Annotated in this window: 16 protein-coding genes; 5 read left to right on the plus strand and 11 right to left on the minus strand. The window is 63.5% G+C overall.

Features of this window, described 5'->3' with window-relative positions; translation table 11 throughout:
- Positions 1–73: 73 nt before the first annotated feature.
- From RXV88_RS09860 to RXV88_RS09870, 3 genes are all read right to left on the minus strand, one after another.
- The gene (locus RXV88_RS09860; protein ID WP_316292412.1) at positions 74–1,402 is read right to left on the minus strand and encodes an AarF/ABC1/UbiB kinase family protein; all 1,329 of its coding nucleotides are present in this window, start codon (positions 1,400–1,402) and stop codon (positions 74–76) included.
- Between the two features lie 102 nt (positions 1,403–1,504).
- Positions 1,505–2,371 (minus strand): glutathione-dependent disulfide-bond oxidoreductase, encoded by an 867-nt coding sequence (gene yghU, locus RXV88_RS09865; protein WP_316292413.1) that lies wholly within the window; start codon positions 2,369–2,371, stop codon positions 1,505–1,507.
- Positions 2,372–2,497: 126 nt separating this feature from the next.
- Complete coding sequence (locus tag RXV88_RS09870) at positions 2,498–2,929, minus strand: DUF1489 domain-containing protein (protein WP_316292415.1); 432 nt, start codon at positions 2,927–2,929, stop codon at positions 2,498–2,500.
- A gap of 129 nt (positions 2,930–3,058) precedes the next feature.
- Here RXV88_RS09870 and RXV88_RS09875 point away from each other — a divergent pair, with 129 nt between their 5' ends.
- The gene (locus tag RXV88_RS09875) at positions 3,059–5,548 is read left to right on the plus strand and encodes an adenosylcobalamin-dependent ribonucleoside-diphosphate reductase (RefSeq protein ID WP_316292417.1); all 2,490 of its coding nucleotides are present in this window, start codon (positions 3,059–3,061) and stop codon (positions 5,546–5,548) included.
- 235 nt (positions 5,549–5,783) lie between these two features.
- Here the strand turns inward: RXV88_RS09875 and brxL are convergent, their stop codons facing one another.
- From brxL to RXV88_RS09910, 7 genes are read right to left on the minus strand one after another with little or no spacing between them, the layout of a single operon-like run.
- Positions 5,784–7,850: a BREX system Lon protease-like protein BrxL gene (gene brxL / locus RXV88_RS09880; RefSeq protein WP_316292419.1), complete on the minus strand. Its 2,067-nt coding sequence runs from the start codon at positions 7,848–7,850 to the stop codon at positions 5,784–5,786.
- Between the two features lie 9 nt (positions 7,851–7,859).
- Positions 7,860–10,361 carry a BREX-1 system phosphatase PglZ type A gene (gene pglZ / locus RXV88_RS09885; RefSeq protein ID WP_316292420.1) on the minus strand — a complete coding sequence of 834 codons (2,502 nt, stop codon included), beginning with the start codon at positions 10,359–10,361 and terminating at the stop codon, positions 7,860–7,862.
- Positions 10,361–11,785 carry a BREX-1 system adenine-specific DNA-methyltransferase PglX gene (pglX, locus tag RXV88_RS09890; RefSeq protein ID WP_316292422.1) on the minus strand — a complete coding sequence of 475 codons (1,425 nt, stop codon included), beginning with the start codon at positions 11,783–11,785 and terminating at the stop codon, positions 10,361–10,363. Before pglX (RXV88_RS09890) ends, pglZ begins: the two co-directional genes overlap by 1 nt.
- Positions 11,737–13,779, minus strand: a complete 2,043-nt coding sequence (pglX, locus tag RXV88_RS09895; RefSeq protein WP_316292423.1) for a BREX-1 system adenine-specific DNA-methyltransferase PglX — start codon at positions 13,777–13,779, stop codon at positions 11,737–11,739. The genes pglX (RXV88_RS09890) and pglX (RXV88_RS09895) overlap by 49 nt, the downstream gene beginning before the upstream one ends.
- A gap of 1 nt (position 13,780) precedes the next feature.
- Positions 13,781–17,308 carry a BREX system P-loop protein BrxC gene (brxC, locus tag RXV88_RS09900; RefSeq protein ID WP_316292425.1) on the minus strand — a complete coding sequence of 1,176 codons (3,528 nt, stop codon included), beginning with the start codon at positions 17,306–17,308 and terminating at the stop codon, positions 13,781–13,783.
- A 3-nt stretch (positions 17,309–17,311) separates the two neighbouring features.
- Positions 17,312–17,902 (minus strand): DUF1788 domain-containing protein, encoded by a 591-nt coding sequence (locus RXV88_RS09905; protein ID WP_410468816.1) that lies wholly within the window; start codon positions 17,900–17,902, stop codon positions 17,312–17,314.
- A gap of 8 nt (positions 17,903–17,910) precedes the next feature.
- Complete coding sequence (locus RXV88_RS09910; protein WP_316292429.1) at positions 17,911–18,531, minus strand: DUF1819 family protein; 621 nt, start codon at positions 18,529–18,531, stop codon at positions 17,911–17,913.
- A 655-nt stretch (positions 18,532–19,186) separates the two neighbouring features.
- Here RXV88_RS09910 and RXV88_RS09915 point away from each other — a divergent pair.
- Positions 19,187–19,567: a carboxymuconolactone decarboxylase family protein gene (locus RXV88_RS09915; protein ID WP_316292431.1), complete on the plus strand. Its 381-nt coding sequence runs from the start codon at positions 19,187–19,189 to the stop codon at positions 19,565–19,567.
- Positions 19,568–19,581: 14 nt separating this feature from the next.
- Here the strand turns inward: RXV88_RS09915 and RXV88_RS09920 are convergent, their stop codons facing one another.
- Complete coding sequence (locus RXV88_RS09920) at positions 19,582–20,610, minus strand: LacI family DNA-binding transcriptional regulator (RefSeq protein WP_316292432.1); 1,029 nt, start codon at positions 20,608–20,610, stop codon at positions 19,582–19,584.
- 158 nt (positions 20,611–20,768) lie between these two features.
- Between RXV88_RS09920 and RXV88_RS09925 the strand changes: the two genes are divergently transcribed.
- The 3 genes from RXV88_RS09925 (at position 20,769) to RXV88_RS09935 (ending at position 22,746) form a co-directional block, all read left to right on the plus strand.
- A complete protein-coding gene (locus RXV88_RS09925) occupies positions 20,769–20,978 on the plus strand; it encodes a hypothetical protein (protein ID WP_316292434.1) in 210 nt (69 codons plus the stop codon).
- Between the two features lie 55 nt (positions 20,979–21,033).
- The gene (locus tag RXV88_RS09930; RefSeq protein WP_410468817.1) at positions 21,034–22,119 is read left to right on the plus strand and encodes a TRAP transporter substrate-binding protein; all 1,086 of its coding nucleotides are present in this window, start codon (positions 21,034–21,036) and stop codon (positions 22,117–22,119) included.
- A gap of 114 nt (positions 22,120–22,233) precedes the next feature.
- A complete protein-coding gene (locus RXV88_RS09935) occupies positions 22,234–22,746 on the plus strand; it encodes a TRAP transporter small permease (protein ID WP_316292440.1) in 513 nt (170 codons plus the stop codon).
- Positions 22,747–22,759 lie beyond the last annotated feature (13 nt).

The following is a 22,759-nucleotide window of genomic DNA, read 5'->3' on the forward strand; positions in this document are numbered from 1 at the left end:
CCGATGCCCGGCCCCGCATCAACGCCTCCCCGAATTGCCTCAAATCAATGATGGCAAATTTGGTTCCGGGTGACTAGCGTCTCTCGACATAAGGTTCGATCAGCGCGCGCACCGGCACCCGGGCGCGCAGGCGCGTGGCCAGCAGGAAAAGCCCCGCCATCTTGCGCTGCAGGAACAGCGCGTCGATGGGCGGGATTTCACGGAACTCTTCCTCGACGCCCAGCCGCATCCCCTCGTCGCGCAGCCGCGCGATCAGGGCGGTGTCGCCGAAATCGAACGACGCATGCGAGGCGATCATCGGCAGCGCCATGTCGGCCATGCGCAGGATCGCCTCTTGCTGGCGCGAGGGCGTGGTATCGCGGAAATAGCCGATGGCGATCATCGCCGCGCGGATCGCCTCGCGTTCGCGCGCCAGCCCGGCGCGCAGCAAGGCGCGGAAGCGTTCGGTCAGGGGTTCGTCGAACGACCGCGCAGCACCGAAATCCAGCAGCACGATCCGGCCGCTTTCTGGGTCGACGCGGTAATTGGCGAAGTTCGGGTCGGTCTGGACCATTCGCCAGTCGAAGAGCTCTTTCAGGAAAAGGCGGGTCAGATCGGTCATCGCCCGGTCGCGCGTGTCCTGGTCGGCCTGGGCCAGATCGTCGATGTCATGCGACGGCTCGAACGACATGGCGAGGATGTCGGACGTGCTGAAATCGGCGTGATGCCGGGGCACGCGGAAAGCGGCATCGTGCTTCAGGAGATCGCCGAAGCGGGCCAGATAGCGCGCCTCGCGGGCGTAATCGGCCTCGTCATGCAGCTGTTTGCGGGCCTCTTCCAGCAGCGGGGCCAGGTCCAGCCCTCTGGGCAGAAGCCCCGACATGCGCAGCAAGGTGTCGACGTTGCGCACATCGGCGTCGATGGCGGCGCGGACACCGGGGTACTGGATCTTGAGCGCCAGGTCGCGCCCGTCGTGGGCGGTGGCGCGGTGGACCTGCCCGATGCTGGCGGCGGCGATGGGGCGGACGTCGAACCGGGCGAAGCGTTTCAGGAAATCCGCGCCGTAATTGGCGGTCAGCACCCGTTTCAGCTGGGCGGGCGGCATGAAATGTGCCTGCGCGCGCAGCGGGGCGAGGATCTGCGCCAGCTCGGGCGGAAGCAGGTCGCCGGCCTCCATCGAGATCAGCTGCCCCATCTTCATCGCCGCGCCGCGCATGGTGGCCAATTTCTCGGTGATGCGCCGGGCATTGCCCGGCGTCAGCAGAAGGTCGCGCGCGGCGGGGCGCTGGCCGCCGGCCAGCCGCCGCGTGCCTTCGACAGCCATGGCGCCGAGGATGCCCGAGGTCAGGCCGCCCAGCCGTGCGGCGCGGCCCAGGCGGCCGGATGGCACGGCGAGGCCGCGGGGTTCGTAAGGTTTGCTCATGCGACGTGAGCTAGAGCGCGGCCGCCGCGCGGACAGGGGCGATGCGCGGTCCCGGGCCTGACCCGGGACCATCCGGTCCGCATTGCGTCCGACGGCGGCGGGTTATTCCGCCGCGAGTTGCTTGTTCTGCGTTTTGGTGTCGAAATCCGACGCGTCGTGGCGTTCGTGCAATTGCATCGCCGGGTCGCCCGACGTGCGGTTGACCATACGCCCGCGCTGCACCGCCGGCCTCGCGTCGATCTCCTTGGCCCAGCGCTGCACGTTGGTGTAGCTGTCCACATCCAGGAAGGTGCCCGCGTTATAGAGCCGCCCCAGCGCCAGCTGGCCATACCACGACCAGATCGCGATATCGGCGATGGTGTAGTCGTCGCCGGTGAGGAAACGGCGATCGGCGAGCGCGCGGTCGAGCACGTCGAGCTGGCGCTTGGCCTCCATCGTGAAGCGGTTGATGGGGTATTCCATCGGCTCGGGCGCATAGGCGTAGAAATGCCCGAAGCCGCCGCCCAGATAAGGCGCGCTGCCCATCTGCCAGAAAAGCCACGACAGCATTTCCGCGCGGTGTTCCGGCGCGCCGAGGAAGGCGCCGAATTTCTCGGCCAGATGCAGCAGGATCGCACCGGATTCGAAAACGCGCACGGGCGTGTCGCCCGAGCGGTCCATCAGCGCGGGGATCTTGGAATTGGGGTTCACCTCGACAAAGCCGCTGCCGAACTGGTCGCCTTCGTGGATGCGGATCAGCCAGGCGTCGTATTCGGCCCCGGTGTGGCCCGCGGCCAGCAATTCCTCGAAGAGCACGGTGACCTTCACCCCGTTAGGCGTGGCCAGGCTATAGAGCTGGAACGGGTGCTTGCCGACGGGCAGCGCCTTGTCGTGCGTGGCCCCGGCGACGGGGCGGTTGATGCTGGCGAAGGCGCCGCCATTCTCGGTGTCCTGGGTCCAGACTTCGGGCGGGGTGTAGACGTCTTTCATGTACGCTCCTTTTGTACCTCGTCCGTTGAGGTAAGTCTCGCGCGCACGATTACAACCGGTGGCGAGGACGCCCGCAAGGGCGGAGGAGCGGCCCCTCCTCAAGCCCTTGCGGGCTTTCCTCGGGACTTACAGAACGCCGATGTCGGCCAGCGCGCCGGCGAGTTCGGGGGGCAGGGCGTCCTCGCTCTGGCGGTTTTGCGGCAGGTCCGGCGGCGCATCGGCCGGATCGAGATAGCGCCAGCCCTGGAACGGCCGCTTGGGCACCGCCGTCGTGCGGATCAGCTGCGGGTCCAGCACGATACCGCAGCGGCGGATGCCGTCGTCGCCGACGATCTCTTGCAGCCGCAGGATGCGCTGGCGCGCCTGCATCACGCCCTTGACCACCCAGTAGATCGACCCGCCGTTCAGCAGCTCGGCCTCGCGTTTGGGCCACATGCGGGTCAGGTGGTAATAATCGCCGTCCGCCCGCTGCCTGGAGCGGCGCTGCTGCCAGTCCTCGATCGCCTCGACGCTTTCGGAGCCGACGCTCAGTTTCATCAGGTGAACGAATTTATCCACAGATTCTTCCCCATTTGCCGCAGGATATGGTATAACACCGGCCCACCGCTTCAAGCAGTTGTGGACTTTGTCGCAGTCAGGCTATCTTTGCCTTCTGCCTCTCTCCGACCGCACAGGGAATCACCTGATATGACCCGTTTTGCCGCCCCTATCGCCGAACAGATCTGGGACATGAAGTACCGTTTCAAGGAAGCGGACGGCACGCCCATCGACATTACCGTCGAGGACACCTGGCGGCGGATCGCGCGCGCGCTGGCGCGGGTTGAGAAAGAGCCCGCCCTCTGGGAAGACAAATTCTACGCCGCGCTGGAGGATTTCAAATATCTGCCCGCCGGCCGGATCACCGCCGGGGCGGGGACGGCGCGGTCGGTCACTCTTTTCAACTGTTTCGTGATGGGCACGATCCCCGACAGCATGGGCGGCATTTTCGAGATGCTGAAAGAGGCCGCGCTGACCATGCAGCAGGGCGGGGGGATCGGCTATGATTTCAGCACCATCCGGCCCAAGGGCGCGCCGGTCAGCGGGGTGGCCGCCGATGCCTCGGGGCCGCTGTCGTTCATGGATGTGTGGGACGCCATGTGCCGCACCATCATGTCGGCGGGCAGCCGGCGCGGGGCGATGATGGCCACCATGCGCTGCGATCATCCGGATATCGAGGATTTCATCGGCGCCAAGGCTGACAGCGCGCGGCTGCGGATGTTCAACCTCAGCGTTCTGGTCACCGATCCGTTCATGGAGGCGGTCAAGACCGACGGGTCCTGGGATCTGGTCTTTGACGGGGTGGTCTACCGCACCGTGCAGGCGCGCGATCTGTGGAACCGGATCATGCGGGCGACCTACGATTATGCCGAACCCGGCGTGATCTTCATCGACCGCATCAACGCCGCCAACAACCTGCGGTATTGCGAGACGATCTCGGCCACCAACCCTTGCGGCGAGCAGCCGCTGCCGCCTTATGGCGCCTGTCTTTTGGGGTCGATCAACCTGGCGCGGCTGGTGGCCGATCCGTTCGGCGAGGCCGCGCAGCTCGACGAGGGCAAGCTGACCGATCTGGTCGCGACCGCCGTGCGGATGATGGACAACGTGGTGGACGCGTCGAAATTCCCGCTCGAGGCGCAGCGTGCCGAGGCGCAGGCCAAGCGGCGGATCGGGCTGGGCGTCACGGGGCTGGCCGATGCCTTGCTTATGGTCGGGCTGCGCTACGGCTCTGAGGAGGCGGCGGAACAGACCGACCGCTGGCTGCACATGATCGCGCGCGCCGCCTATCTGGCCAGCGTCGAGCTGGCCAAGGAAAAGGGGCCGTTCCCGCTTTTCGAGGCCGAGGCCTTTCTGGCCTCGGGAGCGATGCAGCACATGGACGAGGACGTGCGCGCGGCCATCGCCGAGCACGGCATCCGCAACGCGCTGCTGACCTCGATTGCGCCCACGGGCACGATCAGCCTTTACGCCGGGAACGTCAGTTCGGGGATCGAGCCGGTCTTTGCCTACAGCTACACCCGCAAGGTGCTGCAAAAGGACGGGTCGCGGACCGAGGAAGAGGTGGTCGATTACGCGGTGCAGATGTGGCGCGACCTCAAGGCCGACGCGCCGCTGCCCGACCATTTCGTCAACGCCCAGACGCTGGCCCCGCTCGATCATGTGCGGATGCAGGCTGCGGCGCAGGCATGGGTGGACAGCTCGATTTCCAAGACGATCAACTGCCCCGAGGACATCAGCTTTGAGGCGTTTAAGGATGTCTACATGCAGGCCTACGAGACCGGCTGCAAAGGCTGCACGACCTATCGTCCGAACGACGTGACGGGGTCAGTGCTGAGCGTGGCCGAAACCGCTGCTAACGACAAATCGCTTCCCGAAAAGCTGAAGAGCGCCATTGCAGCACAAGGCACGACTGCTGCAGCCGTTTCTAAGAAAGCGGGGCTGAACGCACGAGCCGTAACCGATATTATTGAGGGGCGCTCAAAAAACCCGCGCATTGACACATTGAAGGCGTTGGCTTCGGCCTTGAAAGTGGAACTCAATTCGCTTCTCACACCGGCAAGTCCCGAAGTCATCGCCACTCCCGCCGCAGAGCCCAACCACCCCCACGGCGACGTCATCTATATGTCCGAACCGCTGGACCGGCCGCAGGCGCTGGAGGGGGCGACCTACAAGCTCAAGTGGCCGGACAGCGAACATGCCATCTATCTGACGATCAACGATATCATCGTCGGCGGGCACCGGCGGCCCTTCGAGGTCTTCATCAACTCCAAGAACATGGAGCATTTCGCCTGGACCGTGGCGCTGACGCGGATGATCTCGGCGGTGTTCCGGCGCGGGGGCGACGTGTCCTTCGTGGTGGAAGAGCTGAAAGCGGTGTTCGATCCGCGTGGTGGGGCCTGGGTCAACGGCAAGTACATCCCCTCGATTCTGGCCGCCATCGGCGGGGTGATCGAGCGCCACATGATCGCCATCGGTTTCCTGGAAGGCGAGGGTATGGGGCTGAAATCGGACCCGCAGGCACAGGTCGTGGGGCTCGATCTGCCGCGCGGCAAGGCCTGCCCAAGCTGCGGCCAGTACGACATGCGCATGGTCGAGGGCTGCATGACCTGCGCCAGCTGCGGCTTTTCGAAATGCGGATAAGACGGCCCGCAGACCAGGCCCGCCGTCGCCCCCTTTGATCCCTGGCGACCGGCGGGGTGGGAAAGTTCGCGTGCCGCGCGACCGAGGTCGAGCGGTCGAAACGCGGAACGTTCACCGGCGGGGTGAGGGCGATTGCGGCCCAAGGCATCCCTTGGGTGCCTGTCGTGACGGGGTTCGGGCCGTACCCCTTTGGTTTCCAACGCGTTTTCGGAGCGATCAGAGCCGTGGTGCCGGCCTATTGCCGGACATAGGTCACGTAGAACCCTTTCACCATGCGGTGTTCCTGTAACCGGTCGCCGAGGCTGAAGCCCTCTCGGCGGATCGGGGCCTGAAAGATATCCAGCCCACGGTCCAGCACGATCTTCCAGCCGGTATCCGTCACGATATCGCGCGCATGTGCCGATCCGGAGGTGTCGAAGGCCCAGGTGAAATCGACACCCGAGCCGGTGCAGGCCTCGGCGATGCTGTCGAGCAGATCGCGTTGCTTTTGGATGTCGCCGTCATGCGGGCCTGTGACGAGATGGATTGCGACCTGATCCTCGGGCGATTTGCGCCGGATGATCATCTCGGCGAATTCCATCATGTTCTTGATCTGGTAGAAAAAGCGGATGTAGGGGTCGGTCACCACGATCCGCGAGGCGCCGTCGGTGTAGGGGCCGAAAAGCGTTTCGTAACTGACACCCTTGCGGTTCTCGGCGAAGGTGACATGCCCTTCCTCTGGCGCCGGTCGCGGCGGCGTTTTCGTGGATGACGGCGCCCGGGCGTCGGTATCGTTTTCGATCACCTCCCCGCCTGCGTCCTCGGGGGACGGTTCTTTGGGGTCGCGCGCTTGCTTTTTGTAATAGAACTGAGGGAATTCCTGCTCTTCCACGGTCTCGACCCGCCGCTTTTCGCCGTCGGAGCCGGTGTAGTAGCAGTCGACCTCGGGATAGGTCGCGTCGATGCGGAAAAGCTGATCCTTGACCCTCTTGCGGCTTTCGAGCGCGAGTTGCAGCAATTCCTCGACATCCTCGGCGGTTTCGCCGCCGGCCGGGAAGAGCACTTTCAGCAGGCCGGACATGGTCTTGTAGACGGCGTCGCGGTCCCTGGTTGAAATATTCTCGGCGATGCTGAAATGCAGGTCCGGGCGGTTGGAAAAATCCTCTTGCCGCAGGTGCCGCAGGATTTCGGCGAGATAATCGACGATGAAGCCGTAGCCGCGGGTGAACATCTCTGCGCGGATCACGTCCACCTCCCAGCCGGGCAGATAGGCGTGCAGGCGGTCGATGAAGGCGGAATCGTGGAACTGTGGGGGCAGGGCCTCGAAGAGGTCGCTGTTCTTGAGCATGAAGGGCACGTTGTGGTCGGTATTGCCGACGAAGGCAAAGCTCGCCTCGGCGCCCATGGGGTTCACCCCGCGCGAAAAGGTCTTGTTCGCCATGTAGTTCTTCATGATGTCGACCAGCGCCTTGTTGGCGGTCTTTTCGCGGCCGGCGAATTCGTCGAAGGCGACCACGTCCCAATAGCCGACCAGACCGATCCGTCCGTTGGAATTGTTCACGAAGAGCTTGGGGATGGTGACCTCGCCGCCCGAGATCAGCTGCCCATGGGGTGAGAATTCGGAATAGATATGCGACTTGCCGGTGCCCTTGGGGCCAAGCTCGATGATGTTGTAGTTGCGTTCCACGAAGGGGATCAGACGCATCAGTTGCAGCAGCTTGCTGCGCCGCCCGAAGGCTTGGGGCTCGAAACCGATGGACTGCATAAGCAGGTCGATCCATTCGTCCTTGGTGAACTCGCTGCGGGCCTCTTTGTAGCCCTCGTAATCCACCTTTGCGATCTGGATCGGCTTGATGGTTTCCAGCATCCAGGGGGATGTGCGCGTCTCTTCCGAGAATTCGTACTGGACGTCGGCGATGCACCAGACGCCGGTGACCAGCAGCTTGGGGTGGGCCTTTACCGTGCCGCTGTCGACCGCCACCTTCTTGATGCCGAGATTGTCGAAGACGGCCTCGTAGCTGTCGGTCTTTTCGTTCAGGGTGACGCTGATCTGGTCGATGACCTTATAGCGGCCCTTTTCCTTGATCGTGGACTGGATCAGCCCGGCCTCGTTGCGGTGGACGTAATGTTTGCGCAGGATCTCCTTGACGGTCTCGATCCCGCTCTGGATCGAGGCCTCGTCATCGGTCGCGCAGTATTGACCGAGCAGGTATTCAAGCACGTAGGTCGGGACGATCGCATTGCCCTTGACCGCCTTGACCAGGTCCTTTCGGACGACATAGCCGGCGAAATGTTCGTTGATCTTGTCGTCGAGAGAGCTCATGTCCGCTCCTTAAAAATCGAAATCGGTCGGGATGCCGCGGCTCAGCTGAAAGCGGTGCTGCGCGTAGTCCTCGAAATGGCTGGTCTTGCCGACGCGTTCGCGCAGCTTCAGCAGGACATCCTGCTTGTTAAAGCGGTCCGCCTCGCGCGAGAGCAGGAAGGTGACCGGCATTTCGCGTTCGCGCGGGTTCTGCGCCGTGAAGTCGAAGACGACCTGATGCTCATCCGAGATCAGCGTGCCGTCCTGCGCGTAGATACCGGCCGTCAGGTCGCGCGGCTGTTGCTTTTCGGAAACCGGCTGCGCCTGATACAGCACGACAGAGGTCTGCCCCGAGGAAATCAGGTTCCGGTTCGGGGCGATGATCTGGACATCGACCAAGCCGACATCCGCCTCGCGCCGTTTGCCGACCCGCAGCACCGGTATGACGATTTCCTGCAGCGTGGCACCGCCGTGGACAAAGCGGCTGCCGGCGCCCTTGATCCGCATCCGGTTGATCGAGTTGGGGATCAGCACATCCAGATCGCCCCCCAGGCCAAGCTGTTCCGGCGTGAACTTCTTCATCCCGGCGGTTTCGTCCAGACCGCGCCCGATCACGAACCGGCGGTTCCTGAAGAGGATTTCGGCTCCGCGTGGGTCGGCGAGGGAATATTCGGTCTCGTCCAGGGGGCGATGCTGGTAGAGGAACCCGTGATCCGCGGTGATCAGGATGTTCGAGAAATTCGCGGTCGTGAGCTTGCGAACGAGCTTGGTCAGATCCTCGATCGCATCCTCGGCGGCCTCGGTCGTGCGTTCCTCGGTCGCCAGTTTGTCGCCGACGATGTCGATCCGGTTGTGGTAGAGGTAGAGGATATCGTGTTCGCGAAACAGCGTCTTGCCGTCCTCGGTTTTCATGCTCGTGAAATCGTTGGCTTTCATGGCCACCGCCCTGTCGCCGCCGCGCCCCATGCCGAGGATCTTTTCGCGGTTCGCGGTGCCCTGGGTGGGGTTTCCGAAGGATGACACCGACGCGTTGCCCGACAGCGTCAGATCCCGGTTCGGCAACAACGCGGCCATGCCCAGCTGCGTGTAGCTCGGCAAGGCCGCGATCATCGGTCTGAGCTCTGCTTCGAAGCGGTTCAACTTGCGGATCTCGCGCAGGCATTCCTCGGCGACCTCGTAGCGCAGCGCATCCGAGACGATCACGACCACCTTCTGGTCGCGACGGCGAAACTCTGCCGCCTGATCCATGTAGAAATCCGACTGCCTGGGATAGCCCGGCACCGACCAATCCGTCATCCTGGCGATCTGGTCCTGCCAGGCGTCGTTCACGGCCAAGAGGAAGTTGGTCGTATACCGGTTCTCGACGCTTTCGAAGAGCGCCCCCAAAAGCGACGCCTGACCGCTTTTCTGCATGTGATGGATGAACTTGCGGTAAAGCTGGTCGATCCTGAACCAGCTCGCCACATAGCGTTTCACCCCTTCGGCGGGCGAGCTCATGCCCAGCGCCGCCTCTGACAGCGCCTGCTGGAATTCGGTGGCGTATCCGATGGCCTCGTAGACATCCGCATAGGTCGGATACCAGTGGCTCTGACGGCGTTCGCGGACGGTCTTGAGCACTTCGGCCGCGGTGACGGTCTGGCTGGACATCTCTTTCACGAGGGTCCGGATGATCTGGCGGTCGATCTCTTCGAAATGGTCGATCGGGCGGAGAGCCTTGATCTCGCGGTCGCTCAGATCCTCGGGGATGCGCAGGTTGTCCTGGTACTTGCGGCTGAGGGTCGCGAAGGCATCGCCACCCAGGCGGTTGTTCTTCCAGCGGCGAAAGACCAGCAGGGCCTCGGCGTTCAGCTTGCCGTCCTCGCCCAGGGCGCGGGCATAGCACGACTGAAAGAGCGTGATCGCGAAATCCTCGAAATCCGGCGCGTCCGAAACATAGCCATAGGCTTGCGACACCTGCGTCCAGAAGAACCCGGTCAGACCCGCCCGGTCGATCAGCCGAAGGGCGTCGTCGCGGCCCTCGGCCAGCTCGCCCAGCAGCGCCTCGATCACCGTGTCCAGCGCGCCGTCCGCATCCGCGCAGACGGCCAGCATCTTGCGCCGCACCGCCGAGACGGTGTCGGACGGCTGTCCGGCCTCCAACGCCTTCAGCCGGTCCAGCCGCGCCGCCGAGCGGTAGAACGCCATGTGCTCGCGCACGGCGGCCTCGTGTTTGCCGGGCAGGCCCAGCTCGGCCAGCCAGATCGCCGCCTGGTCGGCCTTGAACACGGCGGTGGCCAGTTGCAGGTCGAGCAGCCAGTTGTCGGCCATCGCGGGCTCGGGACCGTCCTTGTATACCAGGAACTTCTGCCTGGGCTCTTGCCGCAGCATCCGGTATTTCAACCCGAACTCGTTGTTGGCGATCTCGACCTTCTCGACCTCCGGCAGCGCGACCGCCTCATAGGCGTCGCGCATGTCCCGCGCGGCGTCGTACCAAAAGACCACCCGGTGCTCGTCAAAGAGCCGCGACAGCCCCGCCTGGATACGGTCGGACATCAGCTCAGCCCCGGGATCTTCTTCAGCGCCGCGCCGAATTTCGGATAGTTCGCCTTGACCCCGTCATCGAGGTCGATCTCGATCTTCTGCTGCGCCAGCGGGAAGATCACCTCGCGCTCCCACTCGTTCAGCTCGTCGATCTGTTTGGCCACGACGCCCGCCTCTTTCAGCGCCTTGGTGCGCTGGCCCTGGGTCGCGGCCGCGTCGTCCGACAGCTTTTCCAGCCGTGCGCGCTCGGCCTCCAGCTTGGTTATGAACTCGCGCAGGTAGTCGTTCAGTAGAACCGACACCGTGTCGCCGCGATAGCGGTGCATGTAGACCGCCGCGTTGAACGTGCCCCTGGGGCTGGAGAACATCCAGTAAATCGGGCGTTTTTTATAGCGCTTGACGTGGTCGGCATAGAAATCGCGGGTGAAGTACTTGCGGATGTCCTTGCCCAGGCTCTCTTCGACAAAGCGCAGGTTCTCGCGGAAATGCGCCTCGCCGAAGGTCACCCGCAGGAACAGGCGAAAGCGTTCGGTGATGTCGTCGGCAAACCAGTCGCCGTCGAGCACGGGTATGACGTTGTCTTCGTCGGGCAGAAAGCGCGGCTCGGGGATGCGGGCGAGGTAATCCGCCAGCGTCTCGCCCTGATTGGCGAGGATCAGACCGGGGTCGTCGAGGCTGTAACGCCCGAACATGCAGCCCACGGCGTAATGCAGGAACTCGGCCATGGTGTCGGCGCGCAGGCGTGTCTCGCGGTCGGCCTCAAGGCCCTTCACGCCATAGCGATAGGCGGGGTTGCAGGTGAGGGTGATCTCCTGGATCGGCACCTCGGGCGTCAGCTCGTCCTGCAGGCCGTAAGCGTCGATGAAGATGCGGTTGTTCTCTTCCTCAAGGGCTTTCATGTCGTCCGTCATGGACTGCCAGTGGGCGCGGAGGGCGGCATAGCTCGCCTCCAACGTCGCGCCGCGATGATCCTCGGAGAGCAGCGGGAGCGTGGTGAAATCCCAGGAGGTTTCGTAGGCGTCCCAGTCGGAGCGAGAGAGCGCAACACAACCTTGTGCGGGCCTTTGATTCATATTTCGGGACAAGGCTGGCACCGGTATCTTAGAAACATGCCCACTTTGGAAGTCCAATGATGGTGCGAGCATTCCAAGTACAAGCTTTGAGAAGTTGCTATTCAGCAGGCCAAGTGCAACGAACGTGGGAATGTCATTCGCGAATACACACGGCCCGGTGGATTCAAAAATCTGTCCCTCATCAAAGGCTCGAAAGGCCGGTGGAGCGCTGGAAACCCGCGTCCAAGAAATCCCAGAGCGCATATAATTCTGTGAGTTTCGAAGGTTAGCCTTTGGAAAGTTCCGGAGCGCGGTTCCATTATCGGCCCAGTCGATCACAACATCATTGTTACCATACCATTTCCGAAAAGGGCCTTTTGGCACGGAACCCAGCGTTGGTCATACTGCCCGACTTCAAACCATTGCCGAAGAAATTTCTCGTTGTCGCCAGTGTCCAAGCCTTTTCCAACGGACGCATGGTTTGTCAGAAGTTGACTGTTACCGAATGCATGGTAAACACCATCGCTCGCCCAATAGGCTAGAGGACTGCCGGGGATATTGCGAAAATTTTCAGGAGCTGGCGTAAAGAAGTCCGATGTTCTAATTTTCTCAAGATAAACAAGGCGTTTATCCGCTGATTGAGGCGCATTGTTGAGGTTAAAGAAAATTCCGCGTCCAGCGTTCTTCCTCTTTTCAATCACAAAAGCAGCCGCCTGAGCGACCTTAGAGTTCATTTCGGGGAAGCTATTGTATCCAATTTGACAGAGGTTTCGCAGAGTTCGCTTAGCCAACAGATCGTCACGAAGTAGTTCGAATGAAGAAAGGAACATCCAGTTTTGCATCGTAACCATGCCAGAAAATCCGGATGGCAGATTTAATGTGCCGGTTCTCTCAATGAACATTGAAAAAGCATCGGAAAAGCTATTCGAATAGTTTGCTTCGGCCCATGACTTCATAGCGGCGTTCATACCGCCTACGCTCATATAAGGCGGGTTGGCCACGACCACGTGATACTTGGGCGACAGCGCCTCGGCCATGCGCAGCACGGTGACGACGCGCTCCTGCACGGACCGGAGCAGCAGGTCGGGGCCGAAGTCGCGGGCCTCGACGGCCCGGAGCGTCTCGGACGGGTCGCGCAGTTTCGGCACGATCAGCGAGCCGAAGTTCGTGGCCTCTTCGAACTGCCCAAGCGTCTCGCGCAGCTCGTCGGTCCAGAGATCCTCGCCCACCACTCTGGCCACGTCCTGCATCTCGGCCTCGGTGAAGCGGACGTTTGTCAGGACGCGGATGTCGGGCCGCGCGGTCATCCTGAGGGCCCGCCGCCGCCCCAGCCGTGCATAGGCCTTCATGGTCAGCGCAAAGGCCGCGAGCGCGCCCGCGCGGGCGTCGATCTCGACCCCTGTCAGGTTGTGCGTCAGGATCAGCGCGGGGATCGTGGCGGGGTCATACCCCTCTTCCTCGTAGATCGCGTAAAGCAGGTCGAACGCATAGGTCAGCATGTGGCCCGACCCCGCGGCGGGATCGCAGATGCGGATCTCTTCGGGCGCGTTCAGGCGCAGAAAGTCGGATTCGGGCTCTTCGGGGGCGATGTAATAGTCCATCCGCTCGGCCAGGCGGCTTTGCTGCCGGTTGAGCAGCCAGAGCCGGCCCAGCGAGTTTTCGACCAGGTAGCGCACGATCCAGTGCGGGGTGAAGAGCTGCGTGGCGGCGGGGATGTTCTCGGCGGTGATCTTGACGTTCTTCTTGAGCCCGGCAAAGACCTGATCCTTCTTTTCCGAGATGTAGAACTGGTAGAGCCAGCCGATGATCTCGACGTCGCGGCAGGCGTCCTCGGTCATCACCTCGCGCAGGCGAGCGAGGATGGAGGATTGCGACAGCAGGTCCTCGGGCATCAAAAGTTCGGTGTAGTCGTCCAGTTCTTCGAAGAGGAAGGGCATGTGAGCGTGCCAGCCGTTGCAGGCATGCACCAGCAGCAGGCGATAGGCCTCGGCCTGCGGGTCGTTCGAGGGCGTGCGCCCGTCGAGCAGCGCCTGAACGGCGGCGGGGGCGCCGTCGGGCAGGTTGCCGGCCATGGCCTCGGACAGGATCTCGGGGCGGGTGGCGCCCTGGGCGGGCGAGACCACGCGGACCTGCGTATAGCCGCCCGCATCCATGAAGCGCAGCGCGGTGAAGCGGTTGAACCAGGTATAGGCGACCTGTTCGACGACCTGCGTCCGGCCGTCCTTGCGGATGGCATTCTCAAGCTCTTTGACGCCCGCCGGGTGTTCGCGCCGCGCCGTTGCGCCGTCGGCCAGCACGAGGTCGAGCTTGGCGGAGACCTGATCCATCAGAAGGGTCCGGGCCGCCTGGGCGAATTTCCTGAGCGCGTTGGTGTCCATGTCAGACGATCACTTTCTTGCCCGAGCGGATCTCGGCCATCAGGGTCTTTTTCAGCTCGTCGACATAGGCGTCGACATCGGTGTCGTCCGACAGATAGGCCTTTGTGAACGGCACCTTGATCTGCGAGGCATTGACATAGCTCGGCGCCTGCGGGGCGGGCGCGGGCGGGTCCTCGACGCCGGGGGCGGGGTCGAACCTTTGCTGGGGCGGATGGGCGAGGCGATCCACCTCGGCGATCGTCTCGGCCAGCAGGCCGGTGCGTGCATGGTTGGCCTTGTTCTGGAGCAGGGGGATCAGGGCCACGGTGTCGAGCCCGGCCTTCTCGCGGTCCAGCCGGCCGGTGATGCGGGCGCGCTTGTCGGCGTCGAGGCCCTGGAATTCGGGCATCTGCGTCACCTTGCCGGCGACCTCGTCCACCGCGGCGATGACCGCCTTGCGTTCCTCCAGCACCCTCAGGTCGACCCGTTCCTTCAGATCGTAGAGCGCGGATTTGACCGCCTGAATGGCGTTGCCGGTGTGGCAGGACGGATCGAGCAGCACCGCCTCGATCTTCTGGCCGGCCTCTGGGTCGACGCAATCGATGTTGGTCTTGTGCCGGGTCAGCGTGTCGCGTGCCTCGTCGTAGATTCTGCGCTGCGCGCCGCCCATGAAGGATTTGACCTTGTCCAGGATGTCTTCCTTGGGGGGCAGCAGATCGTCCTCGTGTCGCGGCGCATCGGTTATGAACCATGCGGCGGGTTTGGTCCTCATGCCGCGCAGCCGGTCCCGGAACGGCTCGAGCGCCGCGAGGAACGGATAGTCGCGGGTCTGGCGTGTCAGCTCGTCCACCTCGGCGTCCAGCTCGGCCAGGCTGTCCGCCCATTCCGCGCCGAGGCTGCGGGCGTCGGTTCCGGACACCGGTTTCGAAAAGAGCTCTTGATAGAGCTCTTTCGAGCGGCGGATTTCGGCCGCAGTGAAATCCTGTTGCGGGGTCAGCAGGATGTTCGGCAGAGCGTGCGAATTGTTCAGGGCCTTCGCCAGGTCGGCGCCTTCGACCGGTGTGCTGTCGACGCGGGCCTCGATCCTGCCCTTGGCCGAGAGGCTGCCCGCGAGGCACAGGACCGCGACCGTCGGCCAGCCGTAGGGTTTCGTCGTGAACTTCTCGACCAGATACTTGACCGAGACCTTCACCCCGTTCCGGGCCTGACCGTTGACAAAGCTCAGCACGTCCTGTTCCGCCTCGCCAAGCCCGGTGCCGCCCGGGCCGAAGAGCCCGCTGTCGGGCTGGACGGATTTGGTGATGTCCGCCTCGGCATAGCCGACGCCACGCAGCATGGGCAGGTTGGTGTAGACCTTGTCCACCAGCGTCTGGAACGCCTTGGTGATCCGATCCTGTACGTCCTCGCCGCCGATATCGAGCTCGTCGCCGCGCACAAAGAGGCGCGCTTCGCCCATGAGGCGGCGCAGGCGCATCTCGAGGTCCCTGGAACGGCGGGCGTTCTGCTCGCCCTTCTCGGCGATGATGCGGTCGCGCCCGGGCTGCGGCGATCCGGTCCGGGACTGGCGAATGAATTTGACCGTCTGCTTGAAAAGGATCAGGTCGCGGACGAAGGCCGTGTCCGGCTTCAGCGCGACGGCCAGCTCTTCGCGGGACATCGTCTTCATCCGGACGGCATCCGGACTGTCGGCATCCTCGCTGAACGGCGACGCGATGTTGATGGCGAGCTCGTGCTCGCGGCCCAGCGTGTGATCGTCGAGCCGCCGTGTGAAGGCGTATTCATTGCCCGTAGCCGTGTGCCAGAGGCGGCGATGGCGCAGGATCGTGTCGAACGCGAGGGTCTCGAGCTCTTTCGACAGCTCCGACGGGTCGATCCCAAGCGACTTGATTTCGGCCTCCACGTCCTTTTCCTCGTCGGTCAGAAACTCGTAGACCTCACCGTTTCGCTGGATCAGCGTGTTGCGTTCGAGCAGGCCCCGCGCCTCTTCGATCCTGCGGCGCTGCGCGGTCTGATCGGTGTCCAGTTCGGACAGCAGCAGGATCGAGATGTTGCGCACCGACGGTTTGAACTCCTTGACGTATTTCACCAGGAACAGCGCCTTGAGCACGCGCACGGCGAAATCGTCCAGGTCCTGGATCTGACGTTCGGCGAGGTGGATGGATTGCTGGACGTTCGATTTCAGCGCTGTACGGATCCCCTCGAACATCAGATCGAACGTGGCCAGCCCGCCGACCGGACTGTCCATCAGCTTTTTCGACACTTCCTGGAACACGCCGAGCATCGAGCGTTCCCCGACCGAGCTGTGCTTGCCCTCGAAGGCGTTGTGCTGCGACAGCGACCGGATGGCCATCTGGAACAGCGTGAATTGATAGGGCGGGAACGGATAGCTGGCGATAAAGTGGTCGCGGTCGGTGTAATTCTTCAGCTTGATCGACTCGTCCGCAAAGTCGAACAGCGTCTTGAGATTGTTCTCTTCGCGGTCATGCAGGTTGCCGAGGGTCACCTGCGCCTCTTGTGTCTTCGAAAGCAGGCGTTTCTGGATCACCTCGGCCACGTTCTGCGAATCCAGCGGCATCCGGATCGCGAAGCGGGCCATGATCTTGGAAAAGTCCTGGCTTTGAAAGGCCTTGGTGTCGCCGACGATGGCCTCCATGTCCTGCTGCGAGGTCACGATGATCCAGGCCCGGCCCTTGCAGCGGGTGTTCAGGGTTTCGGCGACCGTCTGCAGGTTGGTCATCAGCTTGACGTTGTCGGCGATGTACTGGCCCACCTCGTCCACGAAGAAATTCAGCCGAAAGCCCTTCGGCTGTTCGTCGATCCAGGCTTTGACCGTGTCGGCGAAATCCTCGATCGAGACCCGCGTGTCCTTGCGATACTGGGTGAGGATGTCCTTGGCATCCGCCGGATCGCCGCCTGTCGCCTCGGCAAAGGCCGTGGCGATGTTGCGGGCCTCTAGAAGCGCCTGTTCGCGGCCATGCTCCCAGGGTTTTCCGGATGCCTGGCGGAACGCGGCGCGGAACGTCTCGAGTTGGCCGCGCTGGTGCAGGTCGCGCTCGAACTGGGCGATATGCGGCTGCTTGCCGTAAAAGCCGCAGGCCTCGTCGAACACCTTCTGGAACACGGCCAGCAGCGCGTCGACATCCGTCTTCGAGATCACGTCGGCCTTCTGGTCGATGTTGAACAGGATGGATTTCGACGGAATCGAGACGGCCTTGTCCAGGGCGCCCCTGAGCATCGGCTCTTCCTTCAGTTTCGCCGCAAAGATTTCATGTGCCGAGGCGCCGTCCACCTCGCGGTTTTCCAGCAGCAGCGCCAGCATCTTCAGCAGGTGCGATTTGCCGGACCCGAAAAACCCCGAAATCCACACCCCGTTCGCCGTGTCGTAATTGTTGTAGGCCTCGAGAAACCGGTCCAGCTTCTGGCCGATTTCGCCGGTGATCACATATTCGTCCAGCTCGACGCGCAGACTGGCCTCGTCATCGGCCTTGATCACACCGTCGATGGCGCGGTCGACCGGTTTCTCGAAAATGTCCTTGAGCAACTCGTACATGGGTCAGACCTCGTAATTCAGGATATTGAAGGCGCGGTAATACTTGTCGTCGTGCAGCTGGCCGAAAAGGTCCAGTGACGCGCCCGTCGCCAGGGCGTGGGTGTAGCTGCCCGGAAAGAACAGCACCGTCGGCGCGGCCTTCGCGGTGCTTTGCAGATTGTTCAGAACGTTGTGGGACCGGATGAACGGGTAGACCTCGCCGACGCCGGACAGAAAGATCACATCGTGCGGCGCGGCTTCTATGGCGGCGCCGATCCGGGGCACCAAGTGGGTCTCGGGATCGAGCACACCTTGCAGAAGCTCCTTGATCTCGGATTTCTCGCTGTCGGGCTCGATCTCGACGATCCGCTCGAGGATGCCGCGCTCTTCGAGGATGTCCAGCGCGATGTAATAGAGACTGAGGTCGAGCACGCGCACGCCGGAATGGCCGGCGCGGGACACCAGATCCCTGCGGTCCTCGATCATGCTCAGGCCTTCCGAGGCTGGGAACGGGCAGATGAAGAAGGGCACTTCGTTGCCGAGCCCCTGCTTGGTCAGGAACCGTTCGCTGGTGACGACGCGATGAAGGCGCTCGGCACGCTCCTTGCGATTCAGTTCGGGCTTCACGTGTTACGCTCCATCAAGGGAATACCGGGAAAAAACGCCAGCTCGCCGGGGGTTTCCGACTGGACGAGGCCTGTCAGACGCGGCGAAAGAAGGGCTGATTGAATGCGGCCGTCCGCGGACAGGATGTCGGATTCGCGCAGCATCCGAAAGAGCGCCTGGCGCAATTTCTTTCGCGTCGAGGCGCTGAGCCCGGCCAGCCACTCATCCCATTCCGCCTTGGCGTCGAAAAGGATGTCGAACGTCTCGAGCGGCAGGTCGAACTGGTAGGAAAGGTACCGCTCCCGGATCACCTCCAAGGCGAATTCGCCCACGAAGCGGTAGGCGCGGCAGGCCGCCAGCCAGAGCAGCGCCCGCTGGTCCGTGCGATCAGCCTCTTGCAGCAGAAAGCGGCGCTCTTCGGGGCTGAGCCGCTCGAGCCGGTTGGTGATCTCGCGCAGGGTCCGGCGGTTCGAGGCGATCTTCGGCAAGGACGTGGCGCCCTCGCCCATGGCGCGGCCTATGGTCCGTTTCCAGGGCTCGCCTTCGACATGAAGCCGGGCGACGATCAGGCTTTCGTTCACCAAGAGCCCGCCCAGGCCGAACGACATGAGATACCGCTGCCGCCGCTCGCCGCTCATGTGAGGTGCCTTTTTGGTGCGGATCGTGCCGCTGGCCCGGTGACGGGGACGTCGCGCCCGGTCAACGGGGTCAGGCCGCGCGCCGGGGCCGCCGATGCGGGGCTGCCGGCAAGATCGACCACCCGTGCCGGCGTCGGTGCCACGCCCGCGCGCGCGATGGCGGCGCGATGTTTCGCGGGGCCGGTCGCGCGGTCATACGCCTCATTGCCGAGCCCCGTGACATAGGTCCGGGCGCTCTTGTCGTAAGGCAGGGGATCGGGGATATGCCTGCTCGGCTCTCTGATGGCCCGGGCGCGACCGATGTCCAAGACGCCCCTCGGCTCCGCCGGACCCATCGCCCCGTGCCGACAGTTGCGATGCCAGATAAAGGCGCGGCATTCCCGCTGCCAGCGCATCGTCTGGTGTGAGCCCTGGGTCGTCATACGCCACGGGTAATCCGAATGACCTGGACGGTCCACCGAAAAGGCCCCTTGGCCGGCCACCCCGCAACGATGTTTCGCAGGGATGGGGGGCGGTCATTCGTCCACCTCGCACCAGACGGGGCGCCCCCCCGCCCGGGGGGCGTTCGCGGTTTGCTTTATGCGACAGACGCGGCTGGCGCGCACGGCCTGGGGGCGCTATCAGGAGTGGCAACACCGGTCGGAAGGGGGATGAGATGAGCGTATTCGACGAGGATCTGTTTCTGAAGGGGCTCGAGCAGCGCAAGGCGACGCTGGGCGCGGAGTATGTCGAGCGCAACCTTGCCGCCGCCGACGATTTCTCTCGGCCCTTCCAAGAGGCGATGACGGCCTGGTGCTGGGGGTTCGGCTGGGGCGACGACGTGATCGACCCCAAGACGCGGTCGATGATGAACCTGTCGATGATCGGCGCGCTGGGCAAGATGCACGAATGGGAAATCCATTGCCGGGGCGCCATCAACAACGGCGTCACGCCCGAGGAAATCCGCGCGATCCTGCATGTGATCGGGATTTATTGCGGCGTGCCGCAGGCGCTGGAATGCTTTCGCGTCGCGCGCAAGGTGCTTGACGAGGCCTGAGGCAGGGCGGCCCGTCAGCCGGGCTTCGGCACCGGGCCGAGCGAGTCGCGCATTGTCAGCGTGGCCTGCAGCAGCGTCGGTTCCGGCGCAGGCCCGCCCTCGAGCGCGGCCACCAGCATCCGCGCCGCGCGCCGGCCCATATCGCGGTGCGGGACGTGCACGGTCGTCAGCGCCGGCAGCGCCACCTGCGCCAGTTCGATATCGTCGAAGCCGGTGATCGACACGTCGTCCGGCACCTCAAGCCCCAGCTCGCGCGCGCGCCGCAGCGCGCCCACTGCCAGAACGTCGTTGGCGCAGAGCACCGCCGTGGGCGGCGCGTCGCGCTGCATGAGCGTATCGAAGGCCTCGGCCCCGGTTTCGATCCCGTAGGGCGTCTCGATCACGGTCAGGGCGTCCCGGGGCAGGCCCGCCGCCGCCATCGCATCCAGAATGCCGTCGCGGCGGGCCCGGGCGCGGTCGTTGCTTGCGATCTCGGCCGAGATCAGGCCCAGATTGCGGTGGCCGAGGCCGATCACCCGGTCGGCCAGAGCGCGCATCGCGGCACGGTTGTCAAAGCCGACCGAGGGGCGCGGCGCCGCCGGGTCAAAGGCCCATGTCACCAGAACGGGGATCTGGCGGGCTTCGAGAAAGCGGTAGATTTCGGGGTCGCGGTCGTGCCCGATCAGCAAGAGCGCGTCCGCCCCACGAGCGACAAGCGCCTTGATCTGGTCACGCTCGAGATCGGCCCGGTAGGACGAAGAAGCCACCAGCAGCGTGTAACCGTGATTGCCCAGCTCTTCCTGGAAGGCCTGCAAACCGCGGGCGAAAATGGCGTTCTCCATCGTCGGGATGATCGCGCCCACGGTCATGGTCCGGCGCGCGGCCATGACCCTGGCGCCGAAATTCGGGGAATACCCAAGGTCGTTGATCGCTTCGGTCACGCGCTGACGGGTGTCTTCGGCAACGCGGTCGGGAAAGTTGATGCATCGCGACACGGTGGCGGTGGAGACCTGCGCGCGCGCGGCGACGTCGGCCAGCGTCGGTGCCTGTCTGCCATCATTCATCTGCGTCACCCATCTTGTTCAATTGCAACGTCTTTTCCAAAGGTTAGAATAGTCATCCCGGTAAAAAACGGCCAGTGCTACAAAAAACTCTTGTAAGACTAGCATGTAAGCGCTTACATTCAAGGGGAATCGCATTCCGGAACGAAAGGCACGGAATTATGGCATTGATCGGCGCTATCATTTTCTTCGTAATCTTCGCAGCGAATGTGGCGTTGGGATCGGCTACGGGAGAGCCGTTTCTAAGTGACATCGGTGAAATGCTGGTTCTGATGGTGGCGGCGGTTCTGTTCGTTGTCGCCATTCTCAAAAAAGAAGCGGACCATAAAGCCGCGCAACAGAATCCAAAGGGAGGACAAGACATTGACTAAGGAAATCGAAGAGCTGAAGTCGGCCGAACGGCGCAACTTCCTCAAGCTGGCCGGCATGGGCAGCTTTACCGCGGCGCTGGTCGCGGGTGCGGCCGGGACGCTCTGGTCGTCCGAGGCGGCGGCGCAGACCGCCAATGAAGAGCGCGAGCGCGAGAATGCGGCAGAGCACGTCATGACCATCGCCACGGCCTATGTGCTGGGCGCGACGCGCAGCTATCCGATCATGCAGCTCGACCTGAAGGAAAACATCCAGAACGCCACTAACGGCAAGGTCTATGTCAAGCTGGCCCCGGGCGGGCAGCTGGGCGCTGGCGGCGCATTGGCGCAAAAGGTTCAGGGCGGCACGATCCAGGCGGCGCAGCATTCGCTGTCGAACTTCGCACCCTTCGCGTCGGTGGTCGACCTGATCAACATGCCGTATCTCTGCGGCTCGAACCAGCGTTTCACCAACCTCGTGCATTCCGACATCTGGGCGCAGGAAGTGAACCCCAAGGTCGAGGCGGCGGGCTTCAAGGCGCTGTTCTATGTCAACATCGACCCGCGCGTCGTGGCCCTGCGCGCCGGTGGCGGCGGGCCCGTTCTGACGCCGTCCGACCTCGATGGCGTCAAGTTCCGCGTACCCGGTTCGGCAATGCTGCAGCAGTATTACCGCATGGTTGGCGCCAACCCGACGCCGGTGGCCTGGGGCGAAACCCCCTCGGCGATCAAGCAGGGCGTGGCCGATGCGCTCGACCCCTCTGTCGGCGCGCTCTACGTCTTTGGCTTCAAGGATATCCTGAGCCACGTGACCTTCACCCAGGCGGTACCGGACAGCCAAGTCTATTCGTGCAACCTGGAATGGTTCAACTCGATGCCCGCCGACGTTCAGGACGGCATCATGGAGGCGGCCGAGATCACCCGTCACCAGAACCTGGCCAAGGTGCCCTCGGCGCGCAACTACGCCATGGCCGAGCTGCGCAAGGCGGGCGTCCAGTTCCATTCGCTGAGCGACGACCAGTTGGCCGAATGGCAGGCTGCCGGCGGTTACCAGAACTCCGAGTGGGACAGCTTCAAGGTCGAGCTGGCCGGGTCGATGGAGACCTTCGCCAAGCTCGAAGAGGCTGCGGGCACCATGGGCCGTTACTACGTCCACGACGCCTGATCGTGACAGGCGGGCGCCCGGGGCGGCGCCCGCCGCTACTTCTGTCTTTCACAGGGTTGCGCCCGCCGGCGCGATGCCATTGGCGTGGTTCCGCGCCTGACCGAAAGGGCCGTCATGTCACTTCTCAGAACGCTTGACCGCAACGCGGAACGCTGGCTGCTGCTGGGTTTCTACGTGATGCTGGTCGCGACCATGGCCATCGAGGTGCTGCGCCGCGAAATCTTTGCCTATTCCTCGATCTGGGGCGAAGAGATCGTCCGCTACGCCTTCATCTACCTCGCCTGGATCGGCGCCGCCGTCGCGGTCAAGGAGCGCGGGCACATCCGCATCGACGTTCTGATGCATTACGTGCCGCCGCGCGTGAAGGCGCTGCTTTATATCTTCGGCGACATCGTGATGTTCATCGTCGCCGTCATCGCCGTCTACTGGTCGTTCGAAACGGTGCACGTTTCGTGGAAATTCGGCTCTGTCAGCCACGGGCTGCGGGTGTCGATGGTCTGGTTCCTGATGGCCGTGCCGGTGGGCTTCAGCCTGATGATCCTGCGGCTGGTCCAATCCTTCCTGCGCGACCTGCGCAGCCTTCGCGACGGCACCCCCGTCTACGAAGGCGACAAGATGTTTGATTGAGAGGATCTGAACG

It is taken from the genome of Aestuariicoccus sp. MJ-SS9 (genome assembly GCF_032586235.1).
In the GTDB taxonomy this organism is placed as follows: domain Bacteria; phylum Pseudomonadota; class Alphaproteobacteria; order Rhodobacterales; family Rhodobacteraceae; genus Aestuariicoccus.

What these genes read in the sequence shown, in the direction of transcription:
- RXV88_RS09930 (WP_410468817.1), top strand. Translation starts at nt 21,034, where the DNA reads ATGGGCAGCTTTACCGCGGCGCTGGTCGCGGGTGCGGCCGGGACGCTC.
- RXV88_RS09915 (WP_316292431.1), top strand. Translation starts at nt 19,187, where the DNA reads ATGAGCGTATTCGACGAGGATCTGTTTCTGAAGGGGCTCGAGCAGCGC.
- pglZ (WP_316292420.1), bottom strand. Translation starts at nt 10,361, where the DNA reads ATGTCCGACCGTATCCAGGCGGGGCTGTCGCGGCTCTTTGACGAGCAC.
- RXV88_RS09860 (WP_316292412.1), bottom strand. Translation starts at nt 1,402, where the DNA reads ATGAGCAAACCTTACGAACCCCGCGGCCTCGCCGTGCCATCCGGCCGC.
- RXV88_RS09875 (WP_316292417.1), top strand. Translation starts at nt 3,059, where the DNA reads ATGACCCGTTTTGCCGCCCCTATCGCCGAACAGATCTGGGACATGAAG.
- RXV88_RS09920 (WP_316292432.1), bottom strand. Translation starts at nt 20,610, where the DNA reads ATGAATGATGGCAGACAGGCACCGACGCTGGCCGACGTCGCCGCGCGC.
- RXV88_RS09935 (WP_316292440.1), top strand. Translation starts at nt 22,234, where the DNA reads ATGTCACTTCTCAGAACGCTTGACCGCAACGCGGAACGCTGGCTGCTG.
- RXV88_RS09910 (WP_316292429.1), bottom strand. Translation starts at nt 18,531, where the DNA reads ATGAGCGGCGAGCGGCGGCAGCGGTATCTCATGTCGTTCGGCCTGGGC.
- pglX (WP_316292423.1), bottom strand. Translation starts at nt 13,779, where the DNA reads ATGGACACCAACGCGCTCAGGAAATTCGCCCAGGCGGCCCGGACCCTT.
- brxC (WP_316292425.1), bottom strand. Translation starts at nt 17,308, where the DNA reads ATGTACGAGTTGCTCAAGGACATTTTCGAGAAACCGGTCGACCGCGCC.
- brxL (WP_316292419.1), bottom strand. Translation starts at nt 7,850, where the DNA reads ATGAGCTCTCTCGACGACAAGATCAACGAACATTTCGCCGGCTATGTC.
- yghU (WP_316292413.1), bottom strand. Translation starts at nt 2,371, where the DNA reads ATGAAAGACGTCTACACCCCGCCCGAAGTCTGGACCCAGGACACCGAG.
- RXV88_RS09925 (WP_316292434.1), top strand. Translation starts at nt 20,769, where the DNA reads ATGGCATTGATCGGCGCTATCATTTTCTTCGTAATCTTCGCAGCGAAT.